The sequence below is a fragment of the Streptomyces sp. NPDC051109 genome, assembly GCF_044455885.1.
GTDB lineage: Bacteria > Actinomycetota > Actinomycetes > Streptomycetales > Streptomycetaceae > Streptomyces.
On record NZ_JBITFF010000018.1, the window covers coordinates 101,414 to 124,998 of the forward strand.

Annotated in this window: 23 protein-coding genes and 2 pseudogenes; 17 read left to right on the forward strand and 8 right to left on the reverse strand. The window is 72.3% G+C overall.

The window, feature by feature from the left end:
• The first annotated feature begins 104 nt into the window (after window positions 1-104).
• On the forward strand, window positions 105-659 hold the full coding sequence (locus ACIBAD_RS28130; protein ID WP_398909318.1) for a flavoprotein: 555 nt from the start codon (window positions 105-107) through the stop codon (window positions 657-659).
• Window positions 660-930: 271 nt separating this feature from the next.
• Here ACIBAD_RS28130 and ACIBAD_RS28135 read toward each other — a convergent pair whose 3' ends face one another.
• Entirely contained in the window at window positions 931-2,253 is a 1,323-nt protein-coding gene (locus tag ACIBAD_RS28135) for a cation:proton antiporter (RefSeq protein WP_398909320.1), read from the reverse strand.
• Window positions 2,254-2,586: 333 nt separating this feature from the next.
• On the opposite strand from ACIBAD_RS28135, the gene ACIBAD_RS28140 reads away from it, so the two are divergent.
• From ACIBAD_RS28140 to ACIBAD_RS28165, 6 genes are all read left to right on the forward strand, one after another.
• Window positions 2,587-3,264 carry a ScbR family autoregulator-binding transcription factor gene (locus tag ACIBAD_RS28140; RefSeq protein ID WP_134076345.1) on the forward strand — a complete coding sequence of 226 codons (678 nt, stop codon included), beginning with the start codon at window positions 2,587-2,589 and terminating at the stop codon, window positions 3,262-3,264.
• Window positions 3,265-3,468: 204 nt separating this feature from the next.
• A complete protein-coding gene (locus tag ACIBAD_RS28145) occupies window positions 3,469-4,746 on the forward strand; it encodes a ParA family protein (protein ID WP_134076346.1) in 1,278 nt (425 codons plus the stop codon).
• The gene (locus ACIBAD_RS28150; protein ID WP_398909322.1) at window positions 4,743-5,735 is read left to right on the forward strand and encodes a ParB/RepB/Spo0J family partition protein; all 993 of its coding nucleotides are present in this window, start codon (window positions 4,743-4,745) and stop codon (window positions 5,733-5,735) included. The genes ACIBAD_RS28145 and ACIBAD_RS28150 overlap by 4 nt, the downstream gene beginning before the upstream one ends.
• Window positions 5,736-5,858: 123 nt before the next feature.
• Window positions 5,859-8,105 carry a telomere-associated protein Tap gene (tap, locus tag ACIBAD_RS28155; RefSeq protein WP_398909324.1) on the forward strand — a complete coding sequence of 749 codons (2,247 nt, stop codon included), beginning with the start codon at window positions 5,859-5,861 and terminating at the stop codon, window positions 8,103-8,105.
• A gap of 6 nt (window positions 8,106-8,111) precedes the next feature.
• Window positions 8,112-8,666: a telomere-protecting terminal protein Tpg gene (gene tpg, locus ACIBAD_RS28160; RefSeq protein WP_134076349.1), complete on the forward strand. Its 555-nt coding sequence runs from the start codon at window positions 8,112-8,114 to the stop codon at window positions 8,664-8,666.
• A gap of 70 nt (window positions 8,667-8,736) precedes the next feature.
• On the forward strand, window positions 8,737-9,489 hold the full coding sequence (locus ACIBAD_RS28165) for a VOC family protein (RefSeq protein ID WP_398909327.1): 753 nt from the start codon (window positions 8,737-8,739) through the stop codon (window positions 9,487-9,489).
• A gap of 162 nt (window positions 9,490-9,651) precedes the next feature.
• Here ACIBAD_RS28165 and ACIBAD_RS28170 read toward each other — a convergent pair whose 3' ends face one another.
• The 3 genes from ACIBAD_RS28170 to ACIBAD_RS28180 form a co-directional block, all read right to left on the reverse strand.
• A complete protein-coding gene (locus ACIBAD_RS28170) occupies window positions 9,652-10,029 on the reverse strand; it encodes a DUF6009 family protein (RefSeq protein WP_030872546.1) in 378 nt (125 codons plus the stop codon).
• A 183-nt stretch (window positions 10,030-10,212) separates the two neighbouring features.
• Window positions 10,213-11,892: a phage/plasmid primase, P4 family gene (locus ACIBAD_RS28175; protein ID WP_134076351.1), complete on the reverse strand. Its 1,680-nt coding sequence runs from the start codon at window positions 11,890-11,892 to the stop codon at window positions 10,213-10,215.
• Window positions 11,889-12,941: a bifunctional DNA primase/polymerase gene (locus ACIBAD_RS28180; RefSeq protein ID WP_398909398.1), complete on the reverse strand. Its 1,053-nt coding sequence runs from the start codon at window positions 12,939-12,941 to the stop codon at window positions 11,889-11,891. Before ACIBAD_RS28180 ends, ACIBAD_RS28175 begins: the two co-directional genes overlap by 4 nt.
• Window positions 12,942-14,061: 1,120 nt before the next feature.
• Between ACIBAD_RS28180 and ACIBAD_RS28185 the strand changes: the two are divergent.
• Both ACIBAD_RS28185 and ACIBAD_RS28190 read left to right on the forward strand, forming a co-directional pair.
• Window positions 14,062-14,472: pseudogene (locus tag ACIBAD_RS28185) on the forward strand (response regulator); the annotation flags it as partial.
• A 78-nt stretch (window positions 14,473-14,550) separates the two neighbouring features.
• Entirely contained in the window at window positions 14,551-14,730 is a 180-nt protein-coding gene (locus ACIBAD_RS28190) for a hypothetical protein (protein ID WP_398909400.1), read from the forward strand.
• Here ACIBAD_RS28190 and ACIBAD_RS28195 read toward each other — a convergent pair.
• Together ACIBAD_RS28195 and ACIBAD_RS28200 are read right to left on the reverse strand one after the other, a co-directional pair.
• Window positions 14,720-15,233, reverse strand: a pseudogene (locus ACIBAD_RS28195) (SAM-dependent methyltransferase); the annotation flags it as partial. The gene ACIBAD_RS28190 and the pseudogene ACIBAD_RS28195 sit on opposite strands and share 11 nt — an antisense overlap.
• 7 nt (window positions 15,234-15,240) lie before the next feature.
• Window positions 15,241-15,798, reverse strand: coding sequence for a GNAT family N-acetyltransferase (locus ACIBAD_RS28200; protein WP_398909329.1), 558 nt, complete (start codon window positions 15,796-15,798; stop codon window positions 15,241-15,243).
• Window positions 15,799-15,884: 86 nt separating this feature from the next.
• Here ACIBAD_RS28200 and ACIBAD_RS28205 point away from each other — a divergent pair, with 86 nt between their 5' ends.
• On the forward strand, window positions 15,885-16,232 hold the full coding sequence (locus tag ACIBAD_RS28205) for a GntR family transcriptional regulator (RefSeq protein ID WP_398909331.1): 348 nt from the start codon (window positions 15,885-15,887) through the stop codon (window positions 16,230-16,232).
• A 38-nt stretch (window positions 16,233-16,270) separates the two neighbouring features.
• Complete coding sequence (locus ACIBAD_RS28210) at window positions 16,271-17,188, forward strand: DUF1648 domain-containing protein (RefSeq protein ID WP_134076354.1); 918 nt, start codon at window positions 16,271-16,273, stop codon at window positions 17,186-17,188.
• Window positions 17,189-17,209: 21 nt separating this feature from the next.
• On the opposite strand, the gene ACIBAD_RS28215 is transcribed toward ACIBAD_RS28210, so the two are convergent.
• Window positions 17,210-17,566 carry a hypothetical protein gene (locus ACIBAD_RS28215; RefSeq protein ID WP_134076355.1) on the reverse strand — a complete coding sequence of 119 codons (357 nt, stop codon included), beginning with the start codon at window positions 17,564-17,566 and terminating at the stop codon, window positions 17,210-17,212.
• Window positions 17,567-17,688: 122 nt separating this feature from the next.
• The gene (locus tag ACIBAD_RS28220) at window positions 17,689-18,555 is read right to left on the reverse strand and encodes a helix-turn-helix domain-containing protein (RefSeq protein WP_134076356.1); all 867 of its coding nucleotides are present in this window, start codon (window positions 18,553-18,555) and stop codon (window positions 17,689-17,691) included.
• Window positions 18,556-18,693: 138 nt separating this feature from the next.
• Between ACIBAD_RS28220 and ACIBAD_RS28225 the strand changes: the two genes are divergently transcribed.
• The 6 genes from ACIBAD_RS28225 to ACIBAD_RS28250 all read left to right on the forward strand — a co-directional run bounded on the left by ACIBAD_RS28225 (window position 18,694) and on the right by ACIBAD_RS28250 (window position 23,578).
• Complete coding sequence (locus ACIBAD_RS28225; RefSeq protein WP_134076357.1) at window positions 18,694-19,476, forward strand: NAD(P)H-dependent oxidoreductase; 783 nt, start codon at window positions 18,694-18,696, stop codon at window positions 19,474-19,476.
• Window positions 19,477-19,674: 198 nt separating this feature from the next.
• Window positions 19,675-20,037: a DUF1330 domain-containing protein gene (locus ACIBAD_RS28230; RefSeq protein WP_398909335.1), complete on the forward strand. Its 363-nt coding sequence runs from the start codon at window positions 19,675-19,677 to the stop codon at window positions 20,035-20,037.
• A gap of 271 nt (window positions 20,038-20,308) precedes the next feature.
• Window positions 20,309-20,509 (forward strand): hypothetical protein, encoded by a 201-nt coding sequence (locus tag ACIBAD_RS28235; protein WP_134076359.1) that lies wholly within the window; start codon window positions 20,309-20,311, stop codon window positions 20,507-20,509.
• A gap of 87 nt (window positions 20,510-20,596) precedes the next feature.
• On the forward strand, window positions 20,597-21,466 hold the full coding sequence (locus ACIBAD_RS28240) for a JmjC domain-containing protein (RefSeq protein ID WP_398909337.1): 870 nt from the start codon (window positions 20,597-20,599) through the stop codon (window positions 21,464-21,466).
• A gap of 24 nt (window positions 21,467-21,490) precedes the next feature.
• Window positions 21,491-22,354, forward strand: a complete 864-nt coding sequence (locus ACIBAD_RS28245; RefSeq protein ID WP_398909339.1) for a JmjC domain-containing protein — start codon at window positions 21,491-21,493, stop codon at window positions 22,352-22,354.
• Between the two features lie 168 nt (window positions 22,355-22,522).
• Window positions 22,523-23,578 (forward strand): LuxR C-terminal-related transcriptional regulator, encoded by a 1,056-nt coding sequence (locus ACIBAD_RS28250; protein WP_398909341.1) that lies wholly within the window; start codon window positions 22,523-22,525, stop codon window positions 23,576-23,578.
• Window positions 23,579-23,585 lie beyond the last annotated feature (7 nt).

Below are 23,585 nucleotides of genomic sequence, written 5' to 3' on the forward strand. Positions count from 1 at the left end.
CGGAACTCATCGCCGCACGACGAAAACACTCGCGCTCCGCGCAAAGTGGCCGATCACAGCCCCTCAACTAGGGCCGAGATCAAGCAATGTGATCACATGTCGGTATGACCCCCACGAGGACTCTCTACCTGCTCTGTTCCGCCGCCCCGCCCGTCTTCGACGTGGCCCACGTGATCGAGGACGCGCAGTCCCGCGGCTGGGACGTCTGCCTCGGCCTCACGCCCACCGCCGCGCACTGGCTCTCAGGAAGCCTCGACGGCCTGGCCGCCCTGACCGGCCATCCCGTGCGCTGGCAGTACAAACTCCCGGGCGAGCCAGACGTATGGCCGCCCGCCGACGCCCTGCTCTTCGCCCCGGCCACCTTCAACTCCCTCAACGCCTGGGCCCTCGGCCTGACCGACCGCTTCGCCGCCGGCGTCGCCGCCGAGGCGATCGGCAAGGGCACTCCCGTGGTCACCATGCCCTGCATGAACGCCGCCCTCGCCGCCCACCCGCAGTTCGACCAGTCCCTGGCCACCCTGCGCGGCGCCGGCGTCACCGTCCTCTACGGCGAGGGCGGCTTCGTCCCCGGCCCGGCCGGCCCCGACGCCCCGCCCCACTTCCCCTGGCCGGCAGCACTCACCGCCCTGGACTCCGCCACCACCCCGCACACCCCGTGAGCGAGCGACTCGGCGGCGTTCGCCGGGAGGTGTCCGCGTAAGTCTCCATCGTTCAGGACGTTGCGGAACCACCCGCGCTCACCGGCACACGCCTCCCGCACTCCCCGTTTCCACATCCCGGACCGTTAACGCCGTTAACGCCGTTGACGCCGTTGACGCCGTTGACGCCGGGGCCCACCCCGGCCGGAACCCGGACAGCCATGGTCGGACCGTTAACGGCGTTAACGCCGCTGACGCGGGCGGCGCCCCTCCTTGTGGATCATTAACGGCGTTAACGCCGAAGGCTGCCGACCGTGTCGGCCTTGGCCCCCCGCTCCCGATCCCGCTCCCTCTCCCTCTCCCTCTCCCGCAGGGCCCGTACCACGGGCCCTGTCACCGCCGTCGTCACCAAAGCCATCAGCACCAGCGCCGTGAACAGCTCCGCCCCGATCACCCCGAGCCCGAGCCCCACGTTCAGCACCACCAGCTCCGTCACCCCCCGGCAGTTCATCAGCGCCCCCAGCGTCACCGCGTCCCGCACCGGCTGCCCGGCCAGCAGCGCGGCCCCGGCCCCTCCGCCCCACTTCCCGACGACCGCGACCGCCAGCACCGCCACCGCCCACAGCCCCACCGCGCCGCCGCCCAGCAGCCCCACGTCCGTCCTCAGCCCGCTCCCGACGAAGAACAACGGCAGCAGCACCGGCACCGCGAACGCGCGCATCCGCTCCGCCGCCGCCTCGACCACCGCCGTCCTCGGCACCACCGCCCCGAACACGAACGCCCCGAACAGGGCGTGCACCCCGATCGCGTTCGTCGCGTACGCCGCCAGGCAGAGCCCACTGCACAGCCCCACCACCGCCCCGGCTCCGGAGGAGGAGCCGGCACCGGACTCCGTATCCGGGGCCCACCGCGCGATCCCCCACGCCAGCAGGGGCCGCACCCCCCACCACATGCCCGCCAGGAACACCCCGGCCAGCACCCCCATGCCGACGGCCCCCCACCCGCCGCCTCCCCCGCCCCCCAGCGGCTGCGCCATCGCCACCACCAACGCCAGCAGGCACCACGCCACCACGTCGGCCACCGCCGCACACGCCATCGCCAGCGCCCCCACCGGCGTCCCGTAGAGCCCCTGGTCCTTGAGGATCCGCGCCAGCACCGGGAAGGCCGTCACGCTCATCGCGACGGCCACGAACAGCACGAACTCGGCGCGCCCGACCCCCTCCGGCGCGAGGGTGCCGTACATCGCGAGCGCCAGCAGACTCCCGAACCCCAGGGGGATCCACACGCTCGCCTGGCTCACCACCGCCACGGCCCGCCCGCGCCCCCGCAGCAGCCCGGGATCGAGCTCCAGGCCGACCAGGAACATGAAGACCAGCAGCCCCAGGTTCCCCAGTACCCCCAGGTACGGAAGGACCTCGCCCGGCAGCATCCACCGGCTCCCCGCCGGCCAGAGCCACCCGAGCAACGAGGGACCGAGCAGGATCCCCACCAGGATCTCCCCAACCACGGCCGTCTGCCCGAGTCTGCGCATCACGGCGCCGGCCACACCGCACGCGAGAACGACGACGGGTACGGCCACCAGCACGGCTTCGAGCGGATCACGTGACGCTCCCACCACCACAGGCTTGCGCCGAAGCCCCCGCCCGGGCAACGAACCGCCCCGCACTTCCAGGGGTCCGCACCACCGGCGTTGACGGCGTTAACGCCGTTAACGGTCGCGCGGCCCGAATCCGGCCCGTCCTCCCAAAGCGTAATAGCGAAAACCGCCCCAGTCCCCGACAAACCGTCAACCCCACCCCATGGAAAAGTACTTGCCGACTGGTTTTCTTTGGCATCGCCTGACTAAATTGAACTTTGTACGAGCCTTCACCGCAGCAGTGGTCAGGGCCCGCACACCGGCAAGGACGACCGGCACACCGCAAGCGGAGAAGCACCAGGAGACCCCCACATGGCAAGGGCCCGTCAGGAACGTGCCGAGATCACCCGGCAGGCGATCCTCGACGGCGCGGCCATCGCCTTCGACCGCTTCGGCTTCGGCGCCGCCAGCCTCAGCGACGTGGTCAAGCACGCCGGAGTCACCAAGGGCGCCCTGTACTTCCACTTCCAGTCCAAGGAAGCCCTCGCCCGCACCTTGATGGACGAGCAGTTCCAGGTCTCCGAAGGCGTACCCGCCATCGAGGAACCCGGCCTCCAGACGGTCATCGACCTGACCCACCAGATGGCGCACGGCCTGCGCTCCAACGTCCGCATCCGCGCCGCCATCCGCCTCGTCATCGAGTTCGGCTCCTTCACCAACCCCGACCCCACCCCGTACAACGCCTGGATCGACACCGCCTTCGCCTGCCTGAAGCCGGCCCAGGACCGCGGGGACGTCTTCCCGTCGCTCGACCTGTACGACCTCTCGACGCTCCTCGTCGGCTCGTTCACCGGCATCCAGGTCACCTCGCACGTCCGCACCGGCCGCGAAGACCTGCACACCCGGCTCATCGACCTGTGGAACTTCCTCCTCCCCGGCATCGTCCCCGCAGGCCGCCTCCCCCGCTTCGACCCGGCCGGCTCGCCCGAGTGCCGGGCCGAACTCGGGCTGACCGCCGCCCCGGACTCCCCGCCCGTAGCGGTCGGCTGACGGCGTATCCAGGGCGGCCTCGTACACGCCGTGGTGAACCACGGGGGTGCTCGCTACGGCGTGTGCGAGGCCGCCCTGTCGCGTACCCGGATCCCGTGACTCCCGGTCCCACACCCACTCCGCTACGCAACGACGGACCATTTCGTTAGCAAAACCCAAGCGTGGCGCGCACATCGGCCCACGAACGTTAGTAAAGTCCCTCTCATGACTTCGCCCTCGTCTCAGAGCGACCGAGAGAAGGTCGTCTCCAAGCTCCCCCCGTGGCTCCGCCAGGAGTTGAAAATCCGCACCGCCCAACTGCGGGTGGACATCCAGGACGCCGTCCACCAGGGAATCGCCCACTGGAGCGCCCTCGCCTCGGCCCCCTCCCCCGTCGACACCTCTGGCGCCGAATCGTTCTCCACCTGGCTGCCCTCCGGCCAGTGGGAGTCCTTCCGCGCCGGTTCCAAGGACCGCGGCGTCTCCCTCATCCAAGGTCTCGCCCAAGCGGTCCGCCTCTGGCTGGAGATGAACCCGGCGCCCACGGTGAAGCGGCCCTCCGTCGTACGCCGCATCGTGGTGTGCAACCAGAAGGGCGGCGTCGGCAAGACCGCCATCACCGCCGGCACCGCCGAGGCCCTCGCCGAGGACCCGGACAGCCTCCACCCCGTCCGCATCGCCCGCCAGCTGGCCCGCCTCTCGGCGGCCGAAGACGGCGAGGACGGCAGGGAGGGCGGGCACCAGCCCCCGGAGACCACGCCCCTCGACCTCGAAGACCTCCCCGGCCTGGGCATGCGCGTCCTGCTGGTCGACTTCGACCCCCAGGGCCACCTCACCAAGCAGCTCGGCCAGCAGCCGCTGCCCATCGGCGGCGACAGCCTCACCTGCCACATGGCCGGCGAGGCCAAGGGCCCCCTCGCCGACCTGATCGTCCCCGTCCCGGACCGGCGCTTCGGCAACCGCCTCCACCTCCTGCCCGCCTGCACGGACGCCTTCCTCCTCGACGTCCGCCTCTCCACCGTCCGCGCCCGCGAGGCCGCCCTCGAACGCGCCCTGGCCCCCGTCGAGTCCGAGTACGACGTCATCCTCATCGACTGCCCGCCGAGCCTCGGCCTCAGCATGGACGCCGCCATCTACTACGGGCGCCGGCGCGACACCGAGCAGCCGGGCGCCTCCGGCGCGCTGATCGTCGTACAGGCGGAGGACTCGTCGGCCGACGCGTACGACCTCCTCACCTCCCAGATCAACGACCTGCGCGACGACCTCAGCCTGGACATCGACTACCTGGGGCTCGTCGTCAACCTCTACGACGGCCGCCGCGGCTACATCGCGACCTCCTCGCTCCAGGCCTGGATGGACATAAAGGATCCGCGTGTCGTCGCGATCGTTCCCGACCTCAAGGAACAGCGCGAAGCCGTCCGCGTGAAGCAGCCGCTGTTCGTCTACTCACCCAAGGGCGACCAGGCCATCGCCCTGCGCGCCCTCGCCAGGGAGATCTCATGAGCAAGGCCGACAAACTCGGGGTCTCGGCATCCTTCGCACGAGCCCAGCCGGTCGGCGTCAGCCCCCGTCGCGCGGCGATCGCGGAGGCCACCGGAGCTCCCACGTCCGGCATCGCGGCCCCGTCCGAGGTGCCGATCGAGGCGCTCGCGCACAACCCGTTCAACCTCCGCGAGGACCTCACCGAACTCGACGAGCTGGCCCAGTCCCTGATCTCCCGCGGCCAGCTCCAGCCCCTCGCGGTCGCCACCCGCATGGCCTTCATGGAAGCCCACCCGGGCCAGACCGACGGCCTGGGCCGCGCCCCGTACGTGGTCATCGACGGCAACCGCCGTCTCGCGGCGGCCCAGCTGGCGGGGCTGAAGACCATGCACATCCATGTCAACGACGCCCTCTCCGCCTCCGCGGCGGACATCCTGGAATCGGCCCTGATCGCCAACGTCCACCGCGTGGACGTCGCCCCCATGGACCAGGCCCGTGCGCTCCAGGAGCTCGTCGACGTCCACGGCTCCCAGGCCCAGGTCGCGAAGCGGTTGGGCAAGACGGCGGCCTGGGTCTCCCAGCGCCTCACCCTCCTCAACCTCACCCCGGCCCTCCAGGAGAAGGTCGACACGGGAGAGCTCAAGGTCGAGCCGGCCCGCCGGATCGGGCGCCTCCCCCAGGAGCGGCAGGAGGCGGCGGCCGACGAGACGCTGAACGCCGCCAACCCGCCGCGCCAGCGCACGCACACCCCCCCGCCGACCGTTAACGCCGTTAACGCCGTTAACGCCCCGGCCCCGGCCCCTGCCCCTGCCCCTGCCCCTCCGACCGTTAACGCCGTTAACGGTCGGACCGAGGCGCAGGCACCCGAACCCACCCGGTCCCCCGCACCCGCCGCCCCCCGGATCACGATCGCGACGGACTCCCCGGAGACGATCGCGGACGGCCTGACGGCCCACCTCACCCCGGACGACCTCAAGGCCGTCACCGAGCTCCTGATGCAGCGACTCTGAGCGCGGCATCCGAGGCAACACCCACGCCGGGGGCGTTAACGCCGTTAATGCCGTCAACGCCCCCACGTGCGTTTCATGTGCGTTCAACCGTGCGGTTCACCTAGGCTGCACCCGGAGGTACCGATGCCCGACGAACAAGAGAGCCTCTTCGCAGCGGTCGACGCGCTGCTGGAGGAAGCCGCCCAGGACCCGCTCCCCCACCCGGACGAGCGCAAGCGCCTGCGCGAAGCCGCAGGCCTGAGCCAGGACCAGATCGCCAAGGCCCTCTCCGTCCGCCGCGAAACGGTCACGTCCTGGGAGACCGGACGTACGGCCCCCCGCGCCCCCAAGCGCGCCGCCTACGCCCGCCTCCTGGAGGGCCTCTCCACCCTCCACCCCACCCCGACCGTTAACGGCGTTAACGCCGTTAACGACGTCACCGCCCCGTCCCCTGCACCTGCACCTGCACCTGCCCCGGCGCCCCCGCCGACCGTTAACGCCGTTAACGCCCCGACGCCGTCTCCGTTTCCGGCCCCGCCCACCGTTAACGCCGTTAACGCCGTCACCCCCTCTCCGGCCCCTCCGACCGTGAGCGCCGTCACCCCCCCGGCACCGGCGGCAGCGCCTCCGACCGTTAACGGCGTTAACGCCGTTAACGCTCCCCCCGCCCCCCGGCGGCCCGCCAAGGCCAAGGCCCCCCTCCCCACCCCCCTGGAAGGGAACGGCCCCCTCGCCGTCCTCGACGGCACCGACAAGGCCCACGCCGCCTCCGGCCTCCTCCTCCCCCTTCCCCCCAAGGCCCGCACCGACCTCCCCACCCTCATCGCCTGGGCCCTCGGCCCCGACGCCGACCTCCGCTCCCCCCGCCTCCACCGCAACGGCAAGGACGGCGACCCCCTGCTCGTCCTCACCTCCGCCGCCGCCGAGGCGCTCGGCCTTCCCCCCACCCTCGAAGACCGCCGCACCCTGCGCCTCCCGGACGACCACCCCACCCTCAAGCTCCTGACCAAGGCCAAGTGGCAGCTCACCCGCCGCGGCTTCGGTCCCTGGCCCCGCATCTACCGGCCGGCCTCCCCCACCACCGGCCGCCAGTGCGTCCAGCTCGCGATCCTTCCCTGGGGCGCCCTCGACGCCCGCGCCTGGGGCGAGCACACCGCCGAGCTCCCCGCCCCGGAACTCGCCGCGCTGCTCACCACGTACGCCACCCGCGTCCTCACCCCCCGCGGCTCCACCGCCGTCTCCGGCCTCGAACTCATGACGGCCCTGCGCCCGCCGACCCGCGCCGCCCGCAACCCCGACACCAACGTCTGGGAGTCCGCACCCGTCGCCGGCTCCCTCACCCGCCCCGTCGACCCGGCTCCCCCGGAGGCCCCCGACGAGCACCCCGTCGTCGCCGCCCTGTACCCCCGCGCCCACCAGCGCACCCCGGACCAGGTCCTCGACGAGGAGGCGTACGACTGGATCCGCGACCCCCAGCTCCTCACCGACGCCGAGTGCACCCGCAGCCACGCCGTCGGCATCGACGTGAACATGGCCTTCGCCGCGGCGGCCAACCGCCTTCCCGTCGGCCTCGGCCCCGCCGTCCACACCCGGGCCCCGCGCTTCGACCCGAAGGTCCCCGGCTGCTGGCTCGCGGACCTCTCCTCCCTCGAACTCGACCCGCGCCTGCCCAGCCCCTTCACCCCCAACGGCCACCCGCCCGCCGGCCCGGCCTGGTACGCGACCCCGACCCTCGCCTACGCCCAGGAGCTCGGCCACCCGGTCCACCCCACCGAGGCCTGGCTCCGCCCGGACCACGGCCCGTACCTCGACGCCTGGTACACCCGGCTGCGCGACGCGTACGTGGCCACCATGGCGGACCTCGGCGTCACCTCCGCGCTCCCCGAGCCCGAGTTCCTCGCGGCGATGGCCGAGCTCCAAGAGCACCCCGACCCCGTCCTGAAGCCGGTCCTCTCGGCCATCAAGTCCACCGTCAAGGGCGGCATCGGCAAGCTCCGCGAACGCCCCCAGGGCGCCGCGTACCGCCCGGGCGAACCCTGGCCGGCCCTCGAACGCCCCACCTGGCGCCCCGACATCCGCGCGGCCGTCATCTCTACGGCACGCGTCAACATGCACCGCAAGATGCGGGCGCTCGCCGCCGCCGGACTCCACCCCATCGCCGTCCTCTCCGACTGCGCGGTGTACCTCTCCGACGGCCCCAGCCCCCTCGACTTCCTCCCCCGCACCCCCGAGGGCAAGCCGCTCCCCGGCGGCTTCCGCATCGGCGTCAGCCCCGGCATGGTCAAGCACGAGGGCACCCAGCCCCTGCTGTGGGCCGTCGAGATGCTCGACCAGGGACTCAACCCCGCCCGCCACATCAAGGGCCACGACGCCGCGGCCGACGGAGAGTAGCCGGACATGCCCGAGATCGACGACAGCCTCACCCGCGCCGACGAACAGCACTTCACCCGCCCCGTCCCCAAGTCGGCGGGCGCCCAGATGCGTTTCCTCGTCAAGCAGCTCAAGTCCACCCGCGAAGCGGCCCGCCTGCTCGGCATCTCCCAGCGCACGGTCGAGCGCTACGTCAAGGACCAGCTCAGGCAGCCCAAGCCGGCCCTCGCCGCCCGCCTGGAGTCCGAGGTGCGCCGCCGCTGGCAGCCCCTGGTGCGCAAACGCGCCCGTACGAAGGCCGCCCGGACGACCGGCCTGGTCATCGAGACCCGCGCCCGCTTCGGCTTCACCGCCGCCCCCGGCACCACCGACGACGGCCGCATGCGCCGGATCACCCAGCACCTTCCCCCGGAGTACGCGGGCCGCCTCTTCGCCGCCCAGGAGGCCGGCGCCGGCGAGGCACAGCTCCGCGCCATCGCGGCGGAAGGGCTCCAGGAGATCTACTTCAAGGACAACGGCGCCCGCGCCGGCGGCCTGCTGGTGGAGTTCACCGACATCGACTACGTCGACTTCGCGTTCTGAGGACCACCGCCCGCAGGGTCTGAAGTGACCGAGATGTGACGTGACAGAGCGCGTGCATAAGATCACCGGCATGGCACTGCGACCCGTCCAGGTGAACGTCAAAGCTCTCGACGACTCGGCCGTCGGCCGGTTCTGGGCGCAGGCCCTCGGCTGGAGCGTGTGCGCCGGAACACCCGGTCCGACCACGTACGTCGGGCCCGCCGGCCCCTCCGGCCGGCCGGACCCGGTCGCCGTCGGCATCGACGTCGTCGCCGTCCCGGAACCCAAGACGGCGACCAAGAACCGTGTGCACCTCGATCTCGCCACCACCTCCGCGGCCCATCAGGCGGAGCTGGTCGCGCGCCTCCGCGCGCTCGGTGCGAAACCCGCCGAGGTGGGCCAGGGCGCCGTCCCGTGGACGGTCCTGGCCGACCCCGAGGGCAACGAGTTCTGCGTGCTGGAGCCCCGGGAGGTCTACCGGGACACCGGGCCGATCGCCGCGGTGGTGGTCGACTGCGCGGATCCGCGGGCCATGGCCCGGTTCTGGGGCGAGGCGTTGGACTGGACCCTGCACGGGGTGAGCGACGACCAAGCGGTGTTCCGCTCCGCCGAGGGGGCCGGCCCGTACCTCGAATTCATCCGCACGCCCGACGTGAAGACCGTGCCGGACCGCGTCCGTCTCGGCCTGCTGCCGTACCCCGGTGACGACGCAGCGGCGGAGGCGGCCCGGCTGCGGGCCCTCGGCGCCACCGACCTCGACCCCGACCCCGACCAGGGCGCCGTCCCGTGGACGTGGCTGGCCGATCCGGAGGGCCACGAGTTCTGCGTCCTCGCCCCGTCCTGACGCCGGAGCCGGGACAGGAGAGGGACCGAACAGGGACCGGAGGGACTCAAGGGACCGAAAAACGGAATCAGGAATCAGAAACGGAGACCAGGAATCCGGAAGTCAGCAGACCGACCTCAGCCGACCCGCACCACGCGACCGCGCCCCGCACACCGACGCACGTCACGCGACCGTGGGCGCCGACAGGCCACGCTGCGAGCGCTCGGTCTTCCTGCCCACCTGCCGCGGCCCGATCGTCCGCGGGTCGACCGCCTCGCCCGGTGCGCCCTCCCGGTACAGGCCGTGCGGCTCGGCGTCCCGGTCGTGCGGCAGCAGGTAGAAGACGCGCCGCTTCTGCAGGCCGCTGTCCGGGTCCGCCTCGGCGGTGTCGCCGAGCTCGGTGAAGCCGATCATGCGCCCGTCGCGGTGATAGCGCGGCTTGCCCCGGCGGCGGGGCGTTTTGTCCAGGGCCTGGCGCACGTAGTCGAGCTCTTCGGGGTCCTCCAGCCACACCACTTTGTCCTCGTGGGCGAGATCGCTTGATGTCAGTAGCGAGCTCATGGCCTGGGTCCCTCCTCGATCACGTGGGCCCGGTGGGGCCCCTGGTCCCTCCACGCCGCGGGCGGCGGCGCCGATGCCGGTATGCAGCTGGGCCCTGCGGGCCGCAGCCGGGTGGTGGGTCTGTTCATCGTCCTGGTCCATCGTAGGCGTGCCCACCCCGGGGCGGCATCACCCATCGTCCGATCACGTCGTGGTTGCCCTGTTCGCCTCGCGCGGAGTCTGCTCCTCATCGGCCAGCAGAGCCAGTCCGGGGTAGAACTTCTGCCCGTTCGAGCGGAGCATCTCGTTGGGCGAGGCGACACCGACCTCGGCGCGGATGCGTGTCGCGAACGCGCGCGTGGTCGCGGGGCGCAGCCCCTCGCCGTCGAGGCACCAGGCACTGTACGCGCGGTACAGGGCGCCCTGCTCGACCTTGAGGTCGCGCGGATCGGGCAGGTCCGTGCCGCCCGTGGTGCAGCATTCGGCGAGGAACCGGCCGATGTGGTCCTCGGTCGTCGCGTACGCCTGCGTGGCGCTGCGCACCACGCTCGGCCCGGTCAGGGCCGGCTTGGACGCGAGATACGCCTTGGCCCCCTGGATCATCCAGTGGAGGATGCCGGGGCCCTCCTCCTGCACGAGCGTCTCCGCCAGGTTGTCGATCTTGCGGTGGTCGGGGACGACCTTCTCGAACGGGATGAGCCGGATGCGGCGCCAGAACGCATGTCCGCCGGTGCCGACCTCGGGACGGTGGTTGCCGAGCAGCCAGAGCTTGTGCGTGGGCTCGAAGCTGAAGAAGTCCTGCCGCATCCGCCGGGCCTTGAGCCGGTCTCCACCGGTCAGCAGTTTGACCCGGGCCTCGTCGAACTTGTCGTGCGGCTTGAGCTCGCTGCAGACGAACAGGCGCCGGCCGTGCAGTTCGGTCAGCTCGGTGGAGTGCTCGTTGAACTTGCCGCGCTCCATCAGGAAGCCGGGCGGCGCCACGTCCGCGTAGTCCCCGAGGATCTTGATGACGACGTCGAGGAGGGCGGACTTGCCGTTCGCGCCGACGCCGTAGAGGAAGGGCAGGACCTGCCCGCCGACGTCTCCGGTGATGGAGTAGCCGAGCAGGAGATGAAGAAAATTGATCATCTCCTGCCCCTTCTCGTCGTCCCCGAACGTCTCGTCGAGGAAGCGGTGGAAGCGGGGCGTCGGCATCGCCTCGGGCGCCAGGTGGGTGGCGCGCGAGTGCAGGTCACGCGTGGGGTCCGGCTTGTGCAGGTCGCCCGTACGGAGGTCCACGACGCCCGCCGGGGTGCACAGCGCGTACTTGTCGCCGTCCAGGGTGTCGGGGTCCAGGGCCAGTTCGGGGGAGGCCTTCGCCTGGGTGAGCATGGCCTTGACGCCCGAGGTGGACATCGCGCGCTTGCGGTGCTGGGCCAGCTCCCGGTCGGTGAAGGCGCCGCGCGGGTCGTGGAGGGGCAGTTCCTCCGCCATGTCGCCCGCGGCCCAGATGGCGGCCTTCTCGCCGCCGGTGCGCTTCCAGCGGTACTCGTCCCAGACGTACCAGCCGAGCCCCTCCACGTGGCGGAACCGGTCGTGGTGGAGGTGGGCGAACAGCTTGGCGTTGCCGCGGTCGCTCAGGTTGTGCAGCAGGCCGGTCTGGATGAAGTCGGCGGCGCCCCCGCCCCCGGGGGGCGGGGCCGAGTTCTGCTGCGCGGGCAGGCGTCGCCTGCCGCGCGCGGCCGCGGCGGCGAACACGGCGGACGCCGTGGGCGCCGACGACCCGGCAGCCGCGACCCCGGGCCCACCGGACGCACCCGGCTCGACGGTCGTCTCCGCCGTGAACGCGGCGAGCTGTTCCGCCGCCGCCTGGGCGTTGAACCCCGTGCTCTTGGCGCTGCTCATGTGCGTTCCTTGGGGTGGATCGGCCGATCGCTTCCGGCGCGCAGCCCTGAGTCGACGATGAGGACGTTGCGGCGCGACTGGTGGGGCCGCGCCCTGCCCGCCGCTTCGAGCAGGAGCAGGCGGCCCTCCACCGCGTCGAGGTGGCCGCCGGCGATGAGCCCGCCCGCGGTGAAGGCCGCCCGGTTGAGCTTCTCGCTGAAGGCCGTTCCGGACGGACTCGCCCCGCAGGACCCGACTTCCTCCAGAAGGCCCTTCAGCAGCCGCCTCCCGGCCTCTTGCCGGCCGCCGCGCAGGGGACGGCCCGACGCCGGTCCGGGGGCCGCAGAAGGGCGGGGGGAGGGCGTGGAAGGCGCCGTGGGCGCGGGGGAGTCCACGTGCCCGGTGCGGACGAGCTCGGCGGCCAGCCACAGCGGCAGGGGCGCCGGCAGCCGCGCCCCGGGCAGCGCCCGGTACGTACCGGCGGCCGTGCGCGTCGTCGGCGCCACGATGTAGCCCCCCTCGGCCCGTACGTCGACCTGCCAGGCCAGCGCGACCCTGGAGCTCGACCCGCTGGAACACCGCAGTCTCGGACCGCCCTTGGGCGCCCGGTACCAGATGTGCATCCCCCCGGAGGGCGTACGGACCCGCAGGGTCGAAGCGTCCTCGCAGGGGTCGGGCCGGGACCGGTGGGCGGCCAGGAGCGCCAAGGTGTCGAATCCGCTCTGCAGTCCGGTCAGGTCGACACGGTCGTCGATGGGGATGCCGGGCAGCAGCCGCTGCCGGTCGGGCAGCTCGGTCGCGTGGGCGTCCACGTCGATGACGACGAGCCCCGCGGCGCCGCAGGCCACTCCGATGCCGAACTCGGGCTCCCTGCGCCACCATTCGCGCAGGGTGGCCAGGTCGGTGGTGGCCGCGTGGAACCCGTGGCACCAACGGCCTTGCGCATGGCAGGGGCACGCCTCGGGGGAGTGCTGACGGCCCGTGCACTCCCGGCAGTTCGCGGCGGGCGTCTTGGTCCCCGGGGCCAGGGGGTGCACCGGATAGCCGCGCGAGGCCAGCCAGGCCGCCACGTCCAGCGCCGTCCCGCCGGTCACGCCGCGGCGCGGGTTCTCGGGATGGACCAGCACTGGCTCTTCCTTGACACGGTGTCGGGGGCGGCTATTCGTGTCCCCGGCCCGGTCCCTGGCGTACAGGCTGGCTGACCTGCGCCTCAGGGACCAGAGGGACTGAAGATTCACTATCGCGGAGATTACCGCAGGGACTGCGGGGGCTCGGGCGGCAGGCATCGCTATATCGAGAATTCAGTCCCTTCAGTCCCTCGGTCCCTGAAGTTCTACCCTGGTTCGTCCAGAAAAGTTACGTCTTCGATTTGGCTGTCACCCCGGGCGTGTCGCGACCAGGCCCCCGCCCTTCGACCGGGGCCTCCAGTCACCCTCGAGTACGGCGCAAGGACGGCGTGCCGGGCGGAGCCCCCGGAGGCGCGTCAGCAGGCCGGCCCCGAGACAGGTACTGAACCACTCAGCCCCTCGTTCAGTCCCTCTCTTTTCAGTCCCTGAACAAACATGCAGGTCAGAGCCTCGCACCTGTCGGCTCAGGGACTGAAGGGACTGGGAATGACTACTTCCGCTCTTTACGTGCGTGCGTGTATGCGCGCAGGCATATAAGAAGCCTGGTAGTTCATATCCGGCTCATAACTGGAAAGTTGGGTCCCTTCAGTCCCTGGACCACCGGCCTCAACCCGCTGACCTGCAGGTTTATGCAGTGACTGAAGGGACAGGGACCGAAGCCGACCCACCGGCGTTCAGTACCTGTCGGGGGAGGGAGTACCGAGGGAGGGGGAGCCGCCCCCCGGCGCCCAGGCTCCGGGAACCCCCGGGTCCGCCACCCGGAACCACGCCGAACACCCCGTGGATCCGCACCGCCCGGCCGAACGGCGCTGCCGTACAGCAGGGGCCGGGTGCCATGACGTCTGTCATACGAACCGATGAGCCCGCTCACTGCCCCGGCCGGTGCGCGCACTGCGAACATCGGGCCATGGACGTCATCGCGGATCAAAGCCCGAGCGGGGTGGCCGGCCCGGCCGGCCCCGTCGATCGCCTCGGGCCCCTGTGCGCACCCCCGGGCCAGGACGCCCGGGCCACGCGCACCGGCCGACTGACCGACCGTGCACCTGCCGACGGGGAGCAGCCGATGATCCGCGTCCTCCTGGCCGACGACGAACACCTCATCCGCGCCGCGTTCGCCGCGCTGCTCTCCCTGGAGGAGGACCTGGAGATCGTGGCCGAGGCGGCCACCGGCCCGGAAGCGATCGAGCTGGCGCTGCACCACGGGCCGGACGTGGCCGTACTCGACCTGCAGATGCCCGGCAAGGACGGCGTGGCGGTGGTCGAGAAGCTGACGGAGATCCTCCCGAGCTGCAAAACCGTGATCGTGACCGGCCACGGCCTGCCCGGCCAGCTCAAGCGCGCCCTCACCCACGGGGTCAGGGGCTTCGTCCTCAAGACGGTCTCCGCCCACGAACTGGCCGCCATCATCCGCAGCGTCCACACGGGCAACCGCCACATCGACCCGGTACTCGCCGCCGAGGCCGTCAGCGCGGGCGGCGAGGTGCCTCACCGGTAGTCGTTCTCCCTGAGCTCGCTCACCCAGGCGCTCCGCCCGCAGATCCTCCCGTCGCGCATGCGGAAGACCTCGGCCATCGACCTCCGCGTCACCCCGCCCGTCTCGCGCCGCACCGCCCCGGTGGGCTCCGCCATGACCACGTCGCCCTCCCCGACCATCCGTACGACGGTCAGCTCGGGCGGCGCGAAGAAGCCGGGGCCGTCGATGGCGGCGTCGTACGCCTCCCCACCTGCCTGACCGTCGCCGACTCCAACACGTAGCAGGCGGCGGAGGCCACCGGGAAGCAGGCCTCCGCGGCCACGTCGGCCAGCCCCGCACCCGGCAGCAGCCGGGGCCGCTTGCGCCCCTACGCCTGATCGGCCCCGCGAGCGGTCAGCAGCGAGCGGAAGGCGGCCCTCCACCTGTTGGCCGGCATCTGCTCGGGCCCGTACGCGTCCAGGCAATCAGCTGCTGCGACGACACCGGACCGGCGTCCTCGGCCGCAGCGGCCATCGCCCTCAGGGCCCGTTCCCGGTCGGCCACGTGCACCAGCACCAACCGCGCGTGGACCAGGTCGAACCCGCTCCCCGGCGGCGCGTCGCGGCCCACGTCGTGGCGCAGCACCTCGACGCCCTCCCCGTGCCACGGGAGGCCCAGGACGTGTCGATGCCGGTCGCCACTGCCCGCCCGCCCGGGCCCGGCCCGCTCGGCCACCCACGGCACCACGGAGGAGCCGCCGGCCCCACCTCCCGGCACCGCCAGTTGTGGTCACGCGTCATGGGGCCGTGCTTCCAGGCCCCCCCGCGAGGCCCGGTACAGCACGCAGCGGCGGAGCGGCCCCTCCGGCACGCTCGGGTCCTCGAAGTCGCAGGCCGGGTCCCGCGTCATGCCGATCCGGCGCATCACGGCCCGGGAACGGACGTTGGCGGCGGTCGTCGTCGCAATGATCTCCGGCAGTCCGAGGGTCTCGAATCCGAAGGCCAGGCAGGCCAGACCGGCCTCGGTGGCGTAACCGTGCCCCCACGCCGCACGCGTCAACCGCCACCCGACGTCCACCCCCGTGAACGGCATGCCCTCGTCCACCACGTCCAAGCCGGCGCGTCCGACGAACTCACCGTTCTCCCGCCGTTCGAGCGCCCACCACCCGAAACCCCGCCCGTCGAACTCGGCCTGCATGCGCGCCGCCACGGCATCGCTCTGCTCCCGCGTCAGCAGCTCCCCCAGGTGCTCCCGTACGTCGGGGTCGGCGTTCATCACCGCCCACGGTTCGAGGTCGGACTCCCGCCAGCGGCGGAGCAGAAGACGATCGGTACGCAGCTCTGGCACAACGCCAAGCCAACACCCCCGCGTTCCGGATGTCGATCGGATTGTTGCTGACGAATAAAGTGAATGGTGCTAGCGTCATTGGCATCATGCTGCTGAGGCTGAACATCGCGGACAACCGACCCCTCCACGAACAGGTGGCCGGCGCCGTCCGGCGCGCCATCGCCGAGGGGGAGTGCGGGCCGGGCGACCGGCTGCCGCCCGCGCGGGAGTTGTCACAGGCGCTGGGCGTCAACGCCAACACCGTCCTGAGGGGCCTGCGCGCACTGCGCGACGAAGGGCTGCTGGAGTTCCGGCGCGGCCGCGGGGTCACCGTGGCCGGCGGGGCGGACGGGCGATCGGCGCTGTTGGTGCGCGTACGGGAGCTGGTGGCCGACGGCGCGCGCCTGGGGTACGGCAAGGCCGATCTCATAGAGATGATCGAGGAGGCACAGTGAGGGACCGTGGGGGATTAAAGAGCCGGGCCGCGTGGGGGATGGCCGCCTGGGCGGCCGGGATCCTCGCGCTGCTCGTGGCGCTGCCACTGGCGGCGCGCAAGGGCTTCCGGGACCGACTGGCGACGCACTGGGGGGCCTTCGGCCAACCCGACGGCTCGCTTCCGCTCTGGGCGGCCGTACTGCTGCCGGCCTCGGTCTGGATCGTGCTCGTCACCGGCGCCGTGTTCTGGCGGGCGGCCCGCCGGTGGCGCGGGGCGGTACTGGTCTCGTGCGGGGTGCTCCTGGCGGGGGAGCAGATCTCGATCGTACGGGCGAATCTGCACCACGCGGACTGGCACGACGCGGACTCCGTCACCGTCGGGGCCGTGGTCACGGTCGTCGCGGCATCGGTGGCCGCCTTCGCGGTCGTGCTGGCGAGCCGTCGGCCCCGCACCCCCGCCTCGCCCGCCCAGGGCCCGCGCATGGACATCCCCGCAGGCGAACGCCGCGTATGGCTCGCCCGCACCACGAACCCCTGGCTGACCCTCCTCGCGGCCGTCACCGGGCTCGTCGCCCTGACCGCCCTCCTCGCGGGGGCCGGCAGCGATCCGACGAAGCCGATGTGGCTGCTGATCGTGCCGTTCACGGCGGTCTCGATGACGGTGCTGGCCTGCTCCTCGGTACGGGTACGGATCGCCGAGCCCGGCCTGGACGTGGCCTTCGGCCCCCTCGGCTGGCCCGTACGGCGCTGGGCCGCGGCGGACATCGACGGGGCCCGCGCCGAGAAGCGCACCCCGGCGCAGGTCGGCGGCTGGGGCTACCGACTCAGCGGACTGGGCACGACGGTGATGCTGCGCAGCGGCGATTGCCTGGTGATCCGCTCCAAGGGCAAGGACTTCGCGGTCACCGTGGACGACGCCGAACGAGCCGCAGCCCTCCTGAACTCCCTGAGCGCCCCGCACACCGAGCAGCCCTGACCCCGCGGCGTACGGGACCGGCTACCGCCCCGACCATCGCCTGACACCTCGTGCACCGAGGGCGAGCGCGCCCGCCAGCCCGAGGCCGCCCACACCGACCACGGCGAACGCGCGGCTCGGGCCGGCGGCCATCAGAGACCACCGGGCCTGGACGGACAGCACGCTTCCGATGCTCTGGAGGGATCCGCACGACACCAGCGACATGGCGGATCCGATGGAGCCGACGGACAGCACGGACCCCACCGATCCGACGGACAGCGCGCTGCCCACCGACCCGATGGACAGCACGGACCCCACGGAGCCGATCGACAGGAAGGAGTCCCGCGACCACAAGGAGAGCGGGGAACCTCCGACGGCGCGGGAAGAGGAGTGCGTCATGGCCTCAGTCTCCCGCGACGAGGCCCGCCGCACACCCGCACCTCACACCCGCATCGGCGGTGCCGAGCCGGTCAGGAGAGCGAGAGCACGGCATCTGACGGTTCCTCGGTGCCCGTGCATCGTCACCCGAGGTCCGTCGATTCGCGGACCTGAGCGTCGACCGTGGCGTGCGGCGCGCCACCGCCGTCCGTGCCCAGGCTCGCGAGCAGGCGAAGCCGATCCTCCGCGGGGGTGCCGGGGGCCGCGGACAGCACCAGCAGTTCCGTGCCGGACGGGTCCGGCAGCGCGAAGTTCTCCTGGTGCAGTTCCAGCAGTCCCACCAGCGGGTGCCGGTACGCCTTGCGTCCGTGTGCGCGGGCGCGCACGTCCGCGCGGGCCCAGAGGCGGCGGAAGCGCTCGCTGCCCATCGCCAGCTCACCGATGAGTGAGGCCAGGCGGGGGTCCTCGGGGTAGGTTCCGGCGGCCAGGCGCAGGTGCCCGACCACGTCGAGGGTGCAGTTGTCCCAGTCCGCGTAGAGGCCGTGCTCGGCTTCCTGGAGGAAGAGGTGCCGGGCGATGTTGAGGCCGGGCACCGGCCGGCCGAACAGGAGCCCGGCGAGGCGGTTGCCTGCGAGCACGTCCAGCCGGTGGTTCATGATCAGCGCGGGTGCGTCGGTCACCAGGTCCAGCACGCGCAGCAGCTCCGGCCGAAGTCGTCCGCTCGGCGCCTTCGGCCGGCGGCTGGGCTGCCTGGCGAGCCGGTCGAGGTGCCCGCGTTCGGTCTCGTCGAGGCCGAGCACGCGGGCGAGCGCGTCGAGAACCTGTTCGGAGGGCTGGGTCGCGCGGCCCTGCTCCAGGCGCACGTAGTAGTCGACGCTGACTCCGGACAGGTGCGCGACCTCTTCGCGGCGCAGCCCCGCAACCCGGCGGCGGCGGTCGGTGGGGATGCCGGCGACGGCCGGATCGACTCGGGAGCGCCGGGTGCGCAGGAAGCCCGCAAGATCGTCCATCCCCCCAGTATGGCTTCGCCGGAGCCGCTGAAGGTGGCCCTGCCAGTACCAGGAAGTCCGGTCCGACGGAAGAGGAGCCCCTGAACGCCGGGCGCCGCGGCGGCCAGGATCGAAGGCATCCGATCCGAAGGAGTTCCCGTGAAGACGCTGATCATCCACGCCCATCCGGAGCCGAAGTCGCTCAACGGCTCGCTGAAGGACCTCGCGGTGTCCACGCTGGAGGGCGCCGGGCACGAGGTGCGGGTGAGCGATCTGTACGCGATGAACTGGAAGGCCGTCGCGGAGGCCTCGGACTACGGCCCCCACGCCTCGGATCCCCTGAGGGTCGCCCTGGACTCGGGCCGGGCCTTCGAGGCCGGAACACTGACCCCGGACGTCCTCGCCGAGCAGGAGAAGCTGCTGTGGGCCGACACGATCATCTTCCAGTTCCCGCTGTGGTGGTACACGATGCCCGCGATCCTCAAGGGCTGGATGGACCGGGTCCTCACGTACCGCTTCGCCTACGGAGTCGGCGAACACAGCGACACCAAGTACGGCGAACGCTTCGGCGAAGGCACCCTCGCGGGCAGGAAGGCGCTGCTGTCGGTGACCGTCGGCGGCCCCGAGTCGCACTACGCCGCCCGGGGGATCAACGGCCCCATCGACGACCTGCTGTTCCCGATCCAGCACGGCATCCTCTACTACCCGGGCATCGAGGTGCTGCCCCCGTTCGTGCTGTACGGCTCCGACCGGATGACCGCCGACGACTACCCGGACGTCGCCAAAGCCTGGGAGCAGCGCCTGCTCACCATGGATTCGACCGACCCGATCCCGTTCCGGCGGCAGAACTTCGGTGACTACGAGATCCCCTCGCTCCACCTGAAGCAGGGACTGGAGCCCGCGGGCAGCACGGGATTCGGACTGCACGTCCGCGGCCGCTGACCGCGCGGTCGTCGCCTTGGCCGCCGAACACGGGCGCTGCGCGGCCAGTCCCGAGCCGAGCCTGCTCAACGCCGAGTTCGGGACACCCGGCACGGAAGTGGCCGCGGTGCGATTACCTCCGGGGTAATCGCACCGCCCGAACTCCCCCGGCTACGTTCGCGGTCCTCGCTCACGCCCTCGGAACGAAGGAGCCCCGCGGTGCCCGCATACGGCTTTGCCCATCTCCGCAGCCGCCGGAACCACGCGGACGTCATCGAGTACCTGGAGCGCATCCAGGCGACCCTGGACCCCTTCGCGGGCCGCTTCGTCATCCACGGTCCGCCGACCGAGGTCGTGGAGGGTACGTGGCCCGGGAGCATGGTGCTGATCGAGTTCCCCGGCCTGGCCGAAGCCCGCGCCTGGTACGACTCTCCGGCCTACCGGGCCATCCTGCATCTGCGTACCGACCACATCGAGGGCGACTTGCTGCTGATCGAGGGCGTCGGTCCGAACTACGACCCGGCCGAGCGAGCCCGCGCGTTGCGGACGGAAGCCGGCCGAGCGGGCGTACCGACCCCGTAGTCCGGCAGCCGCCGCCTCATGCGAAAGGCACACCCCCCACCGCCCCACCCCGGATCCGTCGGACGAGGTCCGTCCTCGGGTCCCACGCTCCCGGGCGAGGTCCGGCCCGACCGCCCGCGGAGATGCGGGTCACGGGAACGCGGGTCACACGGGTGCGGGTCACGGGGGCGCGGGAGCGGGAAGTCGTCACTGTCGGTGAGGGGGCGGGGCCGACAGGATTGAGATCAGTCAAGGGGAAACGCCCCGGGACACGAACTCGACTGGAGACGACATGGACTTCTCGCAGAACACCGACGCCCCCGCCAAGACCGGCCTGAACCTCTCCCGCAAGGCCGCGCTGGGTGTGGCCGCGGCCGCGGTCGTCAGCGGAGCGCTCTTCGCGCCGAGCGCCTTCGCCGCCGACGCCGGCGCCGCGCCGTCCGGCAGTGCCGTCGTGGCCGGCTGCGCGGAGTGCTACCCCGACGTCATCTGATCCCGCCGACCGACCGTCTGCTGCTGGGGCCCGCCCACCGTACGGGCGGCGGGCCCCGCAGCCGGGCCAGAGCTAGGAGAGTGAGCCGTGGACTGGCTCGAACGCTGTGTGACCGACGCGGACCGCTTCCTGCGTACGCAGTGGCGCCGGGGACCCGTTCTGATGCGGCCGGCCGATCCGCCGACCGAGGTCCTCGGGCCGGCGGATCTGGAAGCGCTGCTGGACTCCGGCACCTTGAAGGTGCCGTACGCCGGACTGTTCACCATGGCGGGCGCGGTGCCCGAGGCGGCCTACTGTCCCCCTCGGGTGGTGGCCGGCCGGTACCTGGAGGGGTGGCTCGACGCGGAGCGGGTGCGCGCCCTGATCCGCGACGAGCAGGCCACCCTGCAACTGCGCTACGTCAACCACTGGTATCCGCCGGTGCGGGAGCTCACGACAGGACTGGCACGGGAGCTCGACCGGCTCGTCGAGGCCTTCCTCTTCTATTCGCAACCCGGGCGCTTCGGTGCGGTGCACCGCGACGACGGCGACATCCTGGTGCTCCAGCTCAGCGGGGCCAAGCACTGGAAGGTCTACGGAGGGCCCGCGGACGGGCACTGGCAGCCGGTGCGGGAGGACGACCCGGGCGAGGCGCTGCTGGACACCGTCGTACGGCCCGGCGAGGTCCTGTACGTGCCCAACGGGTACGCCCACACCGCCCAGGCCACGGCCGACGGCCCCTCCCTGCACCTGACGATCGTGCTGCGCGAGGCCGGGGCCGACCACCTGCGCGCCGAGCTGCGGTCCTTCCTCGCCGAGGGCCTCTCCCTGCCCGCCCGCCCCCTGGGCGAGGAGGACCTGACGGCGACGGCCGCCGCCCTCCTGGACCACGTACGCGACCGGCTCGACGCCGCCGACGCCCCTTCCCTCGTGCACAGCGCCCGCCTGCACGCCTACAGCAGCCGCCCCACGGCTTGAGCGAGAGTGAGAGTGAGACCGACGATGGACTGGCTGACCCGATGCGTGGGCGACGAGCAGGAGTTCTTCACCGCGCACTGGCGCCGCGCACCGGCCGTGCTGCGTCCCGAATGCCCCCCGGTGGACGTGATCGGCACCGCCGAGACGGACGCCCTCCTGGACGCCGGACTGCTCAAGGTCCCGTACATCGGGCTGGTCCACGAGGACGGGCACGTGCCCGTCGAGCGGTTCTGCACCCCGAGGGTGGTGCTCGGCGAGCTCGTCGAGGACTACGCGGACGGGGACCTCGTACGGCGCCTGGTCGAGGAGGAGCGGGCCACCGTTCTCCTGCGGTACGTGGACCAGTGGCACCAGGGCGTGCGGGCGCTGTCCGCGGGGCTGGGCGAACAACTCGGCCGGCAGGTGGAGGCGTTCTTCTTCCGTACCCCGGCCGGGACCCAGGGCCGCCCCCTGCACCGCGACGACGCCGATGTCCTCGCGATCCAGATCGGCGGCGAGAAGCGCTGGCAGGTCTACGGCGGACCGCGCGACGGCAACTGGGAGCCGGCCCGTGAGGACGGCGACCCGGGCGAGCCGCTGCTGGAGACGGTCCTGCGGCCGGGCGAGGTGCTGTACGTACCGCGGGGGTTCGCGCACCGCGCCGATGCCGTGGGGGACGCGCCGTCCGCGCACCTGTCACTGACCGTGCGCGAGGCCGGCACCGCGAACCTGTACGCCCTGCTGCAGGCGATCCTCGCCGACGGGGCGGACATCCCCGGCCGGCCGCTGGACGACCGGGAGCTGACCGAGGCCGCCGCGACGCTGATCGAGCACCAGCGCCGCGCGGTGGACGCCGTGACCCCCCGGACGCTGGTCGCCCTCGCCCGTGACGCCATGCGTGGTGTGTGACGCCCCAGACCCCTGGGGAGGGCAGATGGAAAGCCCCCGAGCCCAAGGCGTCGGGGGCTTTCCGTCTGCCCTCCGGTGATCTCTTCTGCCTATCCTTGGCCCGTACATCCGATGCGCCGGCGGCCGGCACGACCTGTCGGGCCGGCCGCGAAGCGGCAAGGGGTGGCAGTGCAGGGGGAATCGGGGCAGTTCGACGCGGCTCGGGGCCTGGGGGAGACCGACCTGACGGTGTACGGCTGGGTGCTGGAGCAGCGCACGGGCGAGACGGAGGCCGTTGCCCGGGGTGTCGGGATCACCGCCGGGGAGGCCGCGGCGAGCCTGGAGCGGCTGGGCCGGGCCCGACTGCTGCACGCGCAGACTGGTCCCGGCGGCTCGCAGACGGTGTTCGCGGTGGCGCCCGAGACGGCGCTGGCGCAGCTCGCCGCGCCCGTGGAGGCGCGGATACGCGAGCAGCAGGCCGGCCTCGCCGGGATGCGCGAGGACCTCGGCCCGTTCGTCGCCCGCTACCACCAGCGGCAGGCCCGCGGTGAGGGGTTGGAACTCCTGGAGAACGTCCAGGACGTCCGCAACACCCTCAACCAGGCCTCGGACCGCTGCCGCATGGAGGTCCTGGCCAGCCAGCCCGGCGGCGGCGCGCGGGTCCCCGAGGCGATGGAGGAGGGGCTGGTACGGGACCGGGCGATGCTGGCACGCGGGGTCCGGCTCCGCACGCTCTACCACCACACGGCCCGCTTCAACGGGCCCAGCCAGGCCTACGTGGCCGCCGCGTCGGCGCTGGGCGGCCAGTACCGCACCGCGCACGAGCTGTTCGGCCGACTCATCGTGTTCGACCGCGAGGTGGCCTTCATCCCGGTCAGGGACGGCAGCTGGGGCGCCGTCGTCATACGGGAGCCGTCCACGGTCGCCTACCTGTGTGAGGTCTTCGAGCAGACCTGGGACCGGGCCACTCCGTTCGCCGACGCTGCCGACCAGGGCCTCGAAGAGGTCTCGCGGGAGATCGACGAGACGATCGTCCGGCTGCTCGCGGCCGGACTCAAGGACGAGGCCATCGCCCGGCGGCTGGGGATGTCGCTGCGCACGGCACGCCGTCACATCGCCGACATCATGGAGGAGCTGGGCGCCGCCAGCCGCTTCCAGGCAGGCGCCCAGGCGGCTGCCCAAGGACTGCTGACGACGCCCGTCACCCCCGAAGAACACCCGCCACCCGTACCGGGCACCCCCTAGGGTCGCG